The 13,367-nt window shown below is 46.0% G+C and carries 11 protein-coding genes and 1 riboswitch; all 11 genes read right to left on the reverse strand.

Annotated elements, in window-relative coordinates:
• Positions 1-4 precede the first annotated feature (4 nt).
• Entirely contained in the window at positions 5-1,996 is a 1,992-nt protein-coding gene (gene cobK / locus G590_RS0109560; protein ID WP_026494060.1) for a precorrin-6A reductase, read from the reverse strand.
• Positions 1,986-2,726, reverse strand: coding sequence for a precorrin-3B C(17)-methyltransferase (cobJ, locus tag G590_RS0109565; RefSeq protein WP_022765445.1), 741 nt, complete (start codon positions 2,724-2,726; stop codon positions 1,986-1,988). Before cobJ ends, cobK begins: the two co-directional genes overlap by 11 nt.
• The gene (locus tag G590_RS19030; protein WP_022765446.1) at positions 2,719-3,768 is read right to left on the reverse strand and encodes a cobalt-precorrin 5A hydrolase; all 1,050 of its coding nucleotides are present in this window, start codon (positions 3,766-3,768) and stop codon (positions 2,719-2,721) included. Before G590_RS19030 ends, cobJ begins: the two co-directional genes overlap by 8 nt.
• Positions 3,746-4,756 (reverse strand): ATP-binding cassette domain-containing protein, encoded by a 1,011-nt coding sequence (locus G590_RS19035; protein ID WP_022765447.1) that lies wholly within the window; start codon positions 4,754-4,756, stop codon positions 3,746-3,748. Before G590_RS19035 ends, G590_RS19030 begins: the two co-directional genes overlap by 23 nt.
• A complete protein-coding gene (locus G590_RS0109580) occupies positions 4,746-5,768 on the reverse strand; it encodes a FecCD family ABC transporter permease (protein WP_022765448.1) in 1,023 nt (340 codons plus the stop codon). The genes G590_RS19035 and G590_RS0109580 overlap by 11 nt, the downstream gene beginning before the upstream one ends.
• Positions 5,761-6,501 carry a precorrin-4 C(11)-methyltransferase gene (gene cobM, locus G590_RS0109585; RefSeq protein ID WP_022765449.1) on the reverse strand — a complete coding sequence of 247 codons (741 nt, stop codon included), beginning with the start codon at positions 6,499-6,501 and terminating at the stop codon, positions 5,761-5,763. The genes G590_RS0109580 and cobM overlap by 8 nt, the downstream gene beginning before the upstream one ends.
• Positions 6,501-7,649, reverse strand: a complete 1,149-nt coding sequence (cbiD, locus tag G590_RS0109590; RefSeq protein ID WP_022765450.1) for a cobalt-precorrin-5B (C(1))-methyltransferase CbiD — start codon at positions 7,647-7,649, stop codon at positions 6,501-6,503. Before cbiD ends, cobM begins: the two co-directional genes overlap by 1 nt.
• A 153-nt stretch (positions 7,650-7,802) precedes the next feature.
• Positions 7,803-8,429 (reverse strand): precorrin-8X methylmutase, encoded by a 627-nt coding sequence (locus G590_RS0109595; RefSeq protein ID WP_022765451.1) that lies wholly within the window; start codon positions 8,427-8,429, stop codon positions 7,803-7,805.
• A gap of 8 nt (positions 8,430-8,437) precedes the next feature.
• Positions 8,438-9,898 (reverse strand): cobyric acid synthase, encoded by a 1,461-nt coding sequence (locus tag G590_RS0109600; protein ID WP_022765452.1) that lies wholly within the window; start codon positions 9,896-9,898, stop codon positions 8,438-8,440.
• Positions 9,899-9,906: 8 nt separating this feature from the next.
• On the reverse strand, positions 9,907-11,394 hold the full coding sequence (locus G590_RS19040) for an ABC transporter substrate-binding protein (RefSeq protein ID WP_022765453.1): 1,488 nt from the start codon (positions 11,392-11,394) through the stop codon (positions 9,907-9,909).
• Positions 11,381-13,000 (reverse strand): sirohydrochlorin cobaltochelatase, encoded by a 1,620-nt coding sequence (locus G590_RS19045; RefSeq protein ID WP_022765454.1) that lies wholly within the window; start codon positions 12,998-13,000, stop codon positions 11,381-11,383. The genes G590_RS19040 and G590_RS19045 overlap by 14 nt, the downstream gene beginning before the upstream one ends.
• Positions 13,001-13,146: 146 nt before the next feature.
• A riboswitch (cobalamin riboswitch) is annotated at positions 13,147-13,347 on the reverse strand.
• Between the last annotated feature and the right edge of the window lie 20 nt (positions 13,348-13,367).

A 13,367-nucleotide genomic window follows, 5' to 3' on the forward strand; every position in this document is an offset into this window, starting at 1 on the left:
CCACCTAAACTTCAAAAGCTATAACAAACACCGGATTCATCCCATCTGCCATGTGATAGGATCCGACCTCTTTAAACCTTGCTGCGCTAAGCTGAACCACCTCAGTGTTTGCTGCTCCCATGGCACTGATCACTTCCATGGTCTTTCCAAGGGTCTCAAGAGTCACGCAGTTGACCACGAACCTTACAGGCCCGTTATCCCTCTTGCAGCTCCTTATGATCTCTTCAAGATTTCCACTGCTTCCGCCAATAAAAACATGGCTTGGTCTTGGAAGGCCGGATAGAGCTTCGGGTGCTTTTCCCTCAACTATCTCCATATTCTCAAGTCCAAATTTATCTCTGTTCTTATAAAGGAGCTCTATGGCCTTTTCGCTTTTCTCTATGGAAAAGACCTTTACGCCCGGATCAGTAAGTGCAGCTTCCAGCGATATTGAGCCTGTTCCGGCACCAACATCAAAAAGAATACTGTCTTTGGTAAGACCAAGTTTTCTTATAGACAGTGACCTTACTTCCTCCTTGGTCATGGGCACATCGCCCCTTATTATCTCATCATCCGAAAGCGCCGGTATCAGCTTGTTTTCTATGGCGGCAGGATTCTCGATATACATTAAGGTCTTGCCCTTGACATCACTTTCCAAAAAACCTTCTGCCCCATACACGCTTATCTTCTCTATATCTGTTCCAAGCTCACATCCAAATGTCACTCTGCATTCTTCAGGCAATCTCTTTGCTGTTTCAAGTGCTGCTTCTGCGCTATTTACAAGAAGAATTACTTTCTCATTTTTCCTTACAAAACCGCACACATCGCAATCTCTGCCATGGTTTGAGATTATCGTTACATCTTCAAGAGCAGCTCCGATCCTTGCTGCAAAGAGTGATACCGAAGATATTCCGGTTATCTTTTTTACTGTATAGCCAACCTCTTCAAATATTGCAGAGGCTTTCTTTGCTCCGCTGCAAAGGCTTATGTCTCCCGAATACACCACAAGAGGAGCTTTATACTCCTGATGTTCTTTTAAGAATTCCAGGATCTTCTCTCCCTCATACCAGTCCTTTTGAGGAGCGGAAATACCGTTTATTCTCTCAAGAACCGTCTTTGCGCCAAAGACAATATCAGCTTCCTTCAAAGCTTTTGATAATTCAGCGGTATAGAACCTCTCATCCCCGGGGCCTACGCCTCCTAAAGTAATGGTTTTGCTTGTTTCTTCTAAAGGCTCTTTTCCCAGGATAGCAAGTATCTTCTCAAGTATTTCTCCGGCTTCAAGACCATCCTGAGTGGTATCATTCTTCTCAGGATTTCTTATAACGATTGTCTCTGCATTACAGTTATCAGCAGCCCTTAGTTTCTCCGAAAATCCCCCTGCCTCTCCGCTTTCCTTGGTAAGGATGACCGATGCATTTATCTCTCTTATCAGAGCCTCATTCATGGCCGCAGAAAAAGGTCCCTGCATTGCAATTATCTGACGTCCCCGTAGCCCCGCTTCATGGCACTTTTCGATGCTTGCAACATCCGGGATGATCCTGACATAAACTCTGGATATATCGGAAATTTTGCTTGTAATCTCTTTTAAATCCCTGCTACCCGTAAGGAGCAATATGTTTCCTGCTCTCTTCTCAAGCTCTTTTGCTGCATCTGTCACATCTTCAACATATGTCACGTTTCCTTCATTTGCCTCAGAATCTGCAGTTTTTCTGAGCAGCCTTAAATAGGTAAAAGACTCTTTTTCACAGGCGCTCTTTATCTCCTGGGAGGCCTTTATCGCATAGGGGTGCGTTGCATCGACAACTGCAGCAAATTCGCCGCTTCTAAGAAGGTCTGCAATTGCGCTGCTGTCCATGCGTCCCACAAGTAGAGATGCTTCTCCGCTTTCCTCTTCAACTGTCTTTCCATATTCTGTTGCAACGCTGACCACATGCGGAATTCCCAGTTCCTCTAATTTACTTGCAAACAGTCTTCCTTCAGTGGTTCCGCCGAAAACAAGAATCTTATCTCTCACTTTGATATCCTCTGGCTGTGACCATAAGTCCCATTATATTTCTGGTTGATGAATTGCCGATAAACACCGTCGAGAACATATCTGCGGAAGCTTCTTTCAGCTCCCCAAGGGTAAGTACTTCTGAGTTCTCACCGTCTCTTCCGATGTTCCTTGCAATTCCGCACACTCTCTCCTCTTCGATCTCCTCAAGCAGTATCTCGCAGGCCTTCCTTAAAAATCCGGCTCTTGACTTACTCTCGGGGTTATAGAGCACAATGACCATATCCGTCTGCGCTGCAGCCCGGAGCCTTTTTTCAATGAGCTCGAAGGGCGTGAGCCTGTTGCTTAAACTGATGCAGCAAAAGTCATGTATAAGCGGAGCACCCAAAACGGCTCCTCCACTGATGGCCGCTGTGACTCCTGTCGTAGCCTTTATGGAAACCTCCGGAAAATCAACGCCCATCTCATAGACAAGTCCCATAAGCCCGTATATTCCCGCATCTCCGCTGCAAATAAGGGCAACCTTTTTGCCTGTATCCGCCTCTTTTAAGGCAAGCCTTACCCTCTCCTCCTCCTTCATCATCGGAGTGCTGATAAACTCTTTATCCTCAAACATAGGGCGCACCAGATCGCAGTAGACGGTATACCCAACGATAACATCGCAGCAGTTTAGCACCTTGGCGCTCCTTATTGTCATATCCGAATACTGTCCCGGTCCAAAACCAACCACATACAAACACTTTTCACTCATCTCTCAGAATCCTCCGGGCGGCTCCCACCGCCAATGTCATACCGTTTTCTGCCCTCTTTTTCATAATGATCCTCTTGCAGCCATAGGCCATAAGCGACCTCTCGCATACATTGTCAGATCCCACCGTCTCTTTGACAAATTCAGACGCTGAAAACTCTCCCTCCTGCTTCATAAGCTCTTCTCCGGAAAATGTCTTAAACTCTGCTCCAAGCTCATCTGCAAGTTCCGTTATTCCCTTCTCGTCCTGTTTAAGATCAATGGAGACAACAGCTGCAACACTTCTTTTATCAATTGAAAGTTCATCAAGAACTCTGTCTGCAAACTCTATCAGTTCAAGTCCTTCCTTACCTTTTCTGCATCCCACTCCAAGCACTATACACCTGGGGATGAGCTGCAGTCTTTCTCCGTCCCCGATCCTTGGTGATATGGTAAAAGAGCCTTCGGCTGCCTCGTATTTAGCAGACTTCTCATCAGCTCTGCAGAGATTTTTTCTCTCGGATATAACCTCCAGCACATCTGCAAATTCAGGATCCACCAGGTAAAACGCCTGTCCGTTTTCAAGCAGATAAGCAGAAAAAGACTTGGCCTTTTTCAAATCATTTATGCACAGGTCATTGTCTTTTGCAAAAACATCCACTGCAAATTCGCCTCTGACATCACTGGCTGTGGTGATCACAGGCGTTGCCCCGATAAGGACCGACAGCTCTTTTGCAGCCGCGACTCCGCCGCCAAGATGACCTGAGAGAACGGGAATTACAAACCTGCCCTCTTCATCGATCACGATCACCGCTGCATCTGCGCTCTTGTCCCGGACAAAGGGAGCGATGGCTCTTACAGCTATTCCACAGGCGCCGATATAAACTAAAATATTGCCTTTCTTAAAGTTCTCCCTTGTCCATTCCGAAAGTCCTCCCTCAGGTACAGGTGCCCAAGTCGTGTCACCATCAGATTCCGAAAGGAGCGATGCAAACCTCATCATCAGTTCTTTTCCGGTCGCTGTAAAGCTTATGAACTTGTAATTATTCTTTGATGCCTGAACCATACATTTTTTCCTTAAGCTTTTTGATCACCACCGGATAGTTGTCCTTAAAATGCGGGAAAGAACAATTCTTGCAGTTCTTGATACCCTTGTCGTTATAGGTGTAATCTCCTCCGCAATCCTTCATGTCATACAGAGGGCAATAGCAGAACATACAGTTAAACTCATCTTCCGGCACGTCATGACACGGAAAAGACTTGCAGGCTCTGTTGATAAAAAAGCTTGTTCCGCCCTCTCTCTTTTCACCCATTACGCTTCGCAGAACCTTCTCGTACATATCGTCCCTTAAGTCAAACAGCTCTTTTAACAAGTCTTCTGAGAGGACCTCTTTCGGCGTCTTAACAAGAACATGCCCATCGTCATAGACAAGAAGAAGTCTGTCGCAATAAGAAAGCGCAAGCTCAAGTTCGTGGAGTGAAGCCACTATTGTTACACCTTCGCCAGAGAGCTTCTTTAGCGTCTCCATAAGTTCATATCTGTGCCTTATATCCATGTAGGAAGTCGGCTCATCCATCACGAGATACTTGGGGTTTTGAGCGATTGCTCTGGCAATCAGGGTCCTTTGCTTCTGACCGTCACTTACATCTGAGTAGGAGACATCCGAGAGTTCTTTTATCTTCATCAGCTCCATTGCCCTGTCTATCTGAGCATTGTCTTCCTCTCTCAGCCTTCCAAATCCATCGGTAAAAGGAATCCTTCCGGCAGCTACCACATCCCTGCAGGTCATAAGGATCGGCTTTACTCTCTCGGTGGTGACAACGGACATGACCTTCGATATCTCTTTTGGCAGAGCCTTGGAAACGTCCAGGTCATCTAAAAGGACACTTCCTCCGATAAGCGAAAGGCTCCCGTTTATGCTCTTTAAGATTGTGGATTTACCGCCGCCGTTTGGGCCAATTATGCCAATGATCTCGCCCGGTGCTAAACAAAGGTCCACATCGCGAACCACTATTTTTTTGTGATATCCGGCTACGACCTTATCAAGTTTCATTATTTATATTTCTCCTGATTATCATAAAGATAACGATAGGCGCTCCAAAGAGCGAAGTTACAGCGGAAATGTTCAGCTCAGTCGGTGCAAAAAGGCTCCTGGCCAGAAGGTCACTGAACATACAAAATACTGCGCCCGACATAAATGCCGCCGGCAACAGTACTATTGGTTTTGAGGACTTTAATAGCCCCCTCATAAGAAAGGGAACGGCAATTCCTATAAAGGAAACTGGTCCGACAAAGGCCGTCACACAGGCAGAGAGTACACTTGATAACAGTATGACTTCACTTCTTGTTACCCTCACGTTTACTCCCACGCTCCTTGCATAGCCCTCTCCAAGCCTGAAGGCATCTAAGGACTTACCAAGAAGCATCACCAAGACAAATGCTACTCCCACGATGACCAGTGCGTATTTAACGCTCTCCATGTCAACTCCGGAAAAGCTTCCCTGTGACCAGCCGTGGAGATTTACAATGTCCGAGTCATCGGCAAAGGCAATGAGAAAATCCGTAACTGCGCTGCAAATATAGCCAACCATGATACCGGCAGCAAGAAGGACCATCATGTTCCTTACGGCTTTTGAAATAATGATGATAAATCCCGTTGTGAGGATTGCTCCGGCAAAGGCAGCCAGTATCAAAAGAAGTGATGAGGATCTGCCTGTACTTCCGACAATAAAGATCAGCACCAGTGCCACCATCATCTTGGCTCCCGATGAAATTCCCAGAATATAGGGGCCTGCGATGGGGTTTGAAAAGTAGGTCTGCAAAAGAAATCCTGAAGTAGCAAGGCCTCCGCCAAGAATAACGGTCATGATCACCCTGGGAAGCCTTATATCCATGATGATGGCTCTTGTCTTCTCATCACACGCGCCTCCCGTGATAGCCCGCAGGACCTCTGTAAATCCGATATGAACATTTCCAATCCCGACACTTAAAAAGAACCCAATAAGTATCAGAACCGCGAGGGATATGTATACTATCACCCCTCTTAGAGATCTTTCTCTATTCATTAGTGCTGCTTCCTTCTCTGAATCCGGTTGTAAAAGTAGCATCGTAAAGCTTGGACTTATCATAGCCCTTTGGCGCCACTACATCTCCGACAATAATAAGAGCCGTTTTTGTTATATTATGCTGCTCTGCAACTAAAGCAAGGTTTTCCAGTGTTGTTACGTACTTCTCTTCATCCGGCCAGGTGGCCTTATAGACAATGGCGCAGGGAGTATCCTTACTTCTTCCTGCCTCCAAGAGTTCTATTACAAGTCCATCGATGTTACCGGCAGATAAGAAGAACACCATGGTTGGCTCCTTATCAGGGACCGGTGTCCTGCCCGGCATTCTGGTAAGAAGTACGCTCTGACTTATCCCCGGAAGCGTATATTCAAGATTCAGCGCTGCAGCAGCTCCGCAAAAAGAGCTGACTCCCGGAGTGTAATCATACGAGATGCCAAGCTTATCCAGCTCATCCATCTGCTCACGGATTGCACCGTAAATGCTTGGGTCTCCGGTGTGAAGGCGAACAATCTTTTCGCCACTTTTCTCCGTATCCTTCATAAGATCTATGACTTCTTCAAGACTCAGTCTGGAGGAGTCGTAGACCTGACAGTCCGGCCTTGCCTTGCTCAAGAGCTCAGGATTGACCAAAGAGCCGGCATAGATGATAACATCCGCTTCTTCTATGTATTTCTGCCCTCTGATTGTTATAAGGTCCACAGCTCCAGGACCTGCACCAACAAAATGTACCATCAGTCTTCTCCTTGTATCTCAAAAAGCATGTCTTTTGCGCCGGAGGTTTCTGTGAGCAGTCTGTATCCATCGGCAAATATGATGATCTCGCAGGTGATCCTGCCCTCTGCCCAGCTCTCCATATTTTCCTTTATGCACTCTGCTATATGGCAAAAGACCTTTTCCTTATATCCAAATTCATCGATGATCCTTAAGGCTTCATCTGTCATCACGCACTCATCGAGCTGTCTTTTAATCTCTGCCAAGCTCTCTCCCTGTGCGAATTTCGAGACCGCGTCTGCGAGGATCTCCATCCTGTTGTCTCCGTATTTTGAGTGAGTATTTTTTATGCCTCCGGCAACCTTAACAAGTTTCCCCAGATGCCCCACAAATAAAAGCTTCTCAAACCCTGCATTTAGCGCCATCATCAGGGTGTCATATACAAAATTCGAGCACAGAACCGCCCTGTCCTCGTCTATCCGGTATTCGTCTGTTATAAATTTCAGACCATAGTTTCCGGGCGCCATAAGCAGTACCTTTTTCCCCAGGGCCTTCTGCATGTTTATCTGCGCCTTAATGGTACCAAGGATTCCTTCATCACTCATGGGTTCAACGATTCCCGTGGTGCCCAGGATTGAGATTCCGCCAACTATACCAAGCTTTGGGTTAAAGGTCTTTTGCGCGATCATCTCTCCTTCAGGTGCACTGATGATAACTGTAGCTCCGCGGGATTTTGCTCCATTTGCTGCAAGAACCTCTTCTATGTTCTCTCTTATCATCTTCCTGGGCACAGAGTTGATGGCAGCTTCGCCAATGGGCTGATCGAGCCCGGGCTTGGTTATTCTTCCAATGCCTTCTCCGCCGTCAATAAAGATTTCACCGTCATCCCTTAGAGACACCAATGCCCTTATCTTCATTCCGTTTGTAGCGTCGATATCGTCTCCGCCATCCTTTATAACGCAGCAGGATACGCCAGCTTCTGTCCTCTCAATATCTACGATCTCAGCTATATAGGTTATGCCCTTTGGCGTAACAATGCTGACCTGACTTATATCTGTACCTTCAATGAGCATCAAAAGGGCAGCCTTTGCTGCAGCTGCAGCACAGCTTCCCGTTGTATATCCGCATCTTAACTTCTTGTCATCCTTGAAGGTATAAAGCTCTTCCATTTATTCTGTCCGAATCATTGGCAATTTTGGTCCCTGGGGACGGGGGTTAGGGACCATTTTTCAAATTGAAATATATGCTATTAATAATTATCTAAAAATGGTCCCTAACCCCCGTCCCCAGGGACCAAAATTGCCAAAGCTGACCCCAATGAATCACATGTTATATAGAATCGAATTGCAGATTGCTGCTGCAACTCCGCTTCCGCCCTTTCTTCCCGCGTTTATTATGTAGGGAACGTCCATGTTTCTAATAAGGTCTTTGCCTTCGACCACGTTTACAAAGCCCACCGGGACTGCGATTATGAGCTCAGGTCTAAAGCCCTTTTCCTGCCATAATCTGTTAAGGCTTGCAAGAGCAGTTGGTGCATTGCCGATGGCAAATATCAGAGGAGCATTGATCTCTATCGCTTTTTCCATGCTGACATAGGCTCTGGTTACGCCTCTCTCCTTAGCCAGCTTTGCCACCTCTTCATCTGCCATAAAGCAGTGAACCTCTCCGCCGTACCCGGCAAGAGTTTTCTTATTGATGCCTGCAAGTGCCATGTTGGTGTCGGTTACGATATGTGCTCCGCTCCTGATGGCAGACTTGGCTTTTTCTATCACGCCTTCAGAAAACTCCAGCGTATCAGCATACTCAAAGTCAGCCGTGGTATGAATAACTCTTACCACGGTAGGCTCTGCGTCCTTGGGAATAACCTTCCCGGCCTCCGCAAGCTCTTTTCTGATAATGCGAAAGCTTTCTTTTTCAATTTCAGATGGCAATATTTCCTTAAATCCCATTGTTTTTCCTATATTCCGATGGCCCTGTAGATCAGGTCCATATCAAGATTCTCTCTAAGACAATCAGCAAGTTTATCAAGGTCTTTTTCCTGGGTCTCCATGCGGCTCTCCATCTTTGGAACAGGTCTTTTGATCCCTTTTCTCTCAAAGAGCAGCGAAAGAACTCCTTCCGCAATTTCTGTCCTGTCAAAGAATCCGTGTATGTAAGTTCCCAGCACATTTCCCTCAGTTATGACCGGGGTGTTAGAATTCTCAGCTTTGGTCCTTCCCATATGGATCTCATAGCCTTTATATTCTCTGCCGTTTAAGGCTGCATAGATTCCCTGAATTCCCGAAAGAACGCCTTCCACCTGCTTTAAGTCTTTTTCATTCTCAAATGTCGTATCCACAGGCAAAAGACAAAGTCCCTTATCTTCACAATTCCCGCCATCCGTCTCCTTAAGGCTCCTTCCAAGAATCTGGAAACCGCCGCAGATTCCAACCACCAAGGCTCCTTTCAGAGCCGCTGCCCTTACGGCACTATCAAGCCCTTTCTCCTTCATCCACTTAAGATCGGATAATGTGTTCTTCGTTCCCGGTATTATGACAAGATCGGCTTCTTCAACAGCCTTTGCTTCACGGGTATAGATAAATTCCACAGCTTCGATATTCTCAAATATCGAGTAATCTGTATAATTACTGATAAAGGGAAGTCTTATTACGGTTATTTTTACCTTGCCATCACTCCCAAATCCATCTCTTTCTTTTAACACTTCAGAAAGTGAATCCTCCTCATCAAGAGAAAGCTCCATGTAAGGTACCACTCCGGCAAAGGGAATATCGCAGTACTCCTTGAACATCGTAAGCCCCGGTGTAAGGAGCGAAACATCTCCTCTGAACTTGTTGATGATAAGTCCCTTTATCCTGTCTCTTTCCTCTTTCGGCATAAGATTCACAGTTCCGAGCAGCTGCGCAAAAACGCCGCCGGGATCTATGTTACCCACCAAAAGGACAGGTGCATCCACAAGCTCTGCAAGTCCCATGTTCACGATATCCTCGGACCTCAGATTGATCTCCACGGGGCTTCCTGCGCCTTCTATGACAATGATATCCGTATCCTGTGAGAGCCTCTCATAGGCTGCCATTATATCCGGCACATATTTTCTCTTATTCTTAAAGTACTCCCTTGCATCCATGTCCCCTATGGGAAGTCCGTTCACGATAACCTGTGAAGCCCTCTCCCCTGTCGGCTTTAGAAGTATGGGATTCATGTCGGAAGATACAATTCTTCCTGCAGCCAGAGCCTGCAATGCCTGAGCTCTTCCGATCTCTCTCCCGTCCTGGGTAACATAGGAATTAAGGGCCATGTTCTGGGACTTAAAAGGTGCAACTCTAAAGCCCTCCTGCCTTAAAAGACGAAGGATTCCGGCCGTCAGTATGCTCTTTCCGGCGCCACTCATGGTGCCCTGTATCATCAGATTTTTAGCCAAGTATGTCCTCACTTCAGTTTGTAGAAAAACTCCGTAGTCTCTTTTCCCTCTGCAATAACCTCGTAGAGGTCAGAAATAATTGTTCCTGCTTTATTGGTAAACTGATACAGCGATTTGTCACAGGCCCATACATTGCCGCTTTGAACTGCCTTAAAGTCCTTGAAGGTCACGTCCATATCCGCAAGCGCGTCAAGGTCCGCCGGCGCATCCTGTATTGTTCCGTTATAGATCAGTATATCCGCATCCTTTGCGTAGTCATAGAACGCCTCAATGCTGACAGTAACCGATGACGCAGACTTTTCATCGCTGCCTGCATCCGGAGAAGCATAGGTTCCGCCTGCCTTTTCTATCATTTTAACAAAGTAATCATTTTTCTTTTTGGTGACGATCTGGTGGCTTGAATTAACAGCAAATACAGCAACACTTTTTCCTTCCACGCCGGAAAGGTCGATGTCTTCCACCAGCTTTGTCTGCGCTAAAAAGGCATCCTTAGCAGCATCTTCTTTGTCACATAAAACTCCGTAAACCTTGATCCATTCCAGTCTTCCAAGAGGATCCTCCTCGTAACTTGATCTGTCTATGAAAGCTGTTATTCCCAGCTTTTCAAGCTTTTCCAAGACCTTTGGAGTGTGCAGTATCATGGTATTTTCGATGGCAAGGTCAGTACCCTTTTCCATCATCATCTCATAGTCAGGGGCGCTGTACTTTCCGCCATAAACAAGAGTTCCTGCCTCCATGGCATCTTTTGCCGCATTGATATACCAGTCCTCCTGCTTTGTCCCTGAGAGCGTAACCTTATCCATTGCTCCTATTGAGTCAAACTGGCACATAACAGCTGAAGCCGCCAGATAGATACTATTAAGCGGCTTTTTGATGATGTATGTTCCTTGAGCATTTATCCCAGGAGCATCCATGCCTTTGGGCACAACTACATAGTTCCTGCCATCACTTACTGCCACCACCAAAAGACCGTTGTCATATCTGTGTATCTTATATTCTTTTGCAAAAGAGCTAGCATCTGTTGAAATGTATGTAAAACCCGGAATCTCAATGGGTTCCATGTCAGATTTGTCATATGACACTTCCACCTCATCTTCCGGCAGATTGTTTTCATCTCCAATATCAAATAAAAGGGTGTATTCAATAAGATGAGGTGTTCCCATGGCGGTAGTATCCGCCTGTACCTTCATCTCTTTATTCAAAGTGACAGGAATCCGGAACTTAGATCCGTCTTCCGTACTTATGGGATAATAGGTCTTTCCACCTACTATCATATAATCATAGTTTGAACTGCTCCAGATAATATCTGCAACAGCCTTGCCGTCCGTGACGCTTACTTTGCACGGACTCTCTATGTATGCCTTCCCGCTGCCTCCCGTTAAAGAAACGGAAGCGGCATAATCCCCGTCAGGAATTCTGCCGCATCCGGACAATAACAGGAGCATTATCAGGATCAGCAAATAATGCCTTATGTTAATAGTCTTATTTAAGTGCACTCTCTACATGCTCCACATAAAGTTTCTGTACATCGTCAATTCTTCCAAGTCCTGAAATCTGGCATGTAACTTCATCAAAAGAGCCATCGGCTTCAAAACCGCTCTTCCAGGAATCCTCGTCATCTCCTGCCATATCGTTGTTTGCGTGATCACCTGCAACAACCATAAGAGGTCTGAGTACAACCTTCTTATATCTGGCTTCCTTAACTTTGTTTATAACCTCTGAAAGCTCAGTCTCCTCAGGCTCACCCTCTACAGTTCCGATAAATACATTTTTATAGCCAAGTGTATCCATCTGTGTCTGCATCTGAGAGTATGTAACCTTTGCTGTGTGAGAGGTTCCATGTCCCATAAATACAAATGCAACACCGTCTTTTTCTGCCGCATCAATGTCTGCAAAGCCTGCATCCTTAACTGCTGCTGCAGTTACAGCCTTGGCAACTGTCTCTTTATCAGAGTTGATAACTGTAGCATCCTTTCCTACTTCTCCAAGAAGAGGCTCTGAAACAACTACCTTTTCAAACTTATCTTCGTACTTGGAGAGGGTATCCATGAGCTCGTCATACTCTGCGCCGTGCATAAGGTGTGTAGGCTGAACCACAAGCTCTTTTACACCGTTTGCTACTGCTCTCTCAAGAGCCTGCTCAACGTTGTCGATCTTCTCACCATCTCTTGCATAGACGTGATTTATGATGATCTGTGCTGTGAAAGCTCTTCTTACGCTGTAATCGGGATAGGCAGCTGCAAGTGCCTTTTCAATTCCTCCGATATCCTCAGCTCTGCTCTCGTTAAAGCTTGTACCAAAGCTTACTACCAAAAGCTCTTTTTCTCCGATCTCATCACCGTTTAGAGGATCGTCCTTTGAAGCATCTCCTGTATCATTTCCGAAGTAGTCGGGATCTGCAAACTCGCCTTCAACCAGCTCTTTCTGCTCATCGGTAAGTTCATCCCATGCTTTCTTTGCTGCCTCGCAGTTTGCATAGGTGTCATCTGTATAGTTCTGAACATAAATTGCATCTATAAGCTCAGCTACCTTATCTGCCATCGCCTGATCATCATCTCCCGCATCTTCCTGAACATCTGATACAACAACCTTGTGGTCATACCACTTGCCCTTTGTTCCAACAAGGGCAACATCAAATTCCTCATCGAGGTAAGGAACAGGAATATCAAAACCGTGAACTTCCTCGGTTGTACCGTCATCGTAATTTACAGTATCAATTGTAGGCTCAAGGAGCTCAGCTCCGTCCTTCTGTGCATCCTCAGCTGATCCCATAAAAAGATTAACTGTATTCTTTGAAGGAAGTGTTATGTGGATAGTCATCTGACCATCCTTAACAGTAAGAGTTCCTCTGTCTTTGTAAACCTCATTGACATGGAACATGCTTCCGTCTGTTGTGAACTTTGCGCTGTAAACACCATCCTCCAAAGCTGCCTCAGCAGTAGTTTCTTCAGGTGCTGCTTCAGTTACTTCTTCAGCTGCCTCCTGTGTTGTCTCTTCTGCCGGAGCCTCCGGTACGCTCTGCTCTGCTGCTCCTGCACAACCTGCCAGCATACTTACTGACAAAGCTGCCACCATGAACATTCCTAGAAATTTCTTTTTCATAATACCCTCCTGATATTTATTCATGGGCAATAAAAAATCCCTTGTTTTCACAAGGGATTGGCTTCTATTACACAGCAAAACAAAGCAAGATCCATGCTCCTGCCTTTATTTCTTCGTACCGTCAATTCCTCGTGACTTAGGATTTCTCCCATGTACAGCGACTGGCAGGTCTCCCGACTTATCGAGTAGCCTTACGGCTGCGCTCTTTAAGCCTTCCCGGATTTCTCCAGTGGCATACATAAAGAGCTCTCGAAACACGGTGACGAGATCGCGCAGGACTTACACCTGCTTCCCTTTTCACCTGCACGGCCAAACGGCCTGCAGACACCATCCGCTTTATTTAACTTACTTTGCTATAATAACACAC

It is taken from the genome of Butyrivibrio sp. XPD2006 (assembly GCF_000420865.1).
GTDB lineage: Bacteria > Bacillota > Clostridia > Lachnospirales > Lachnospiraceae > Butyrivibrio.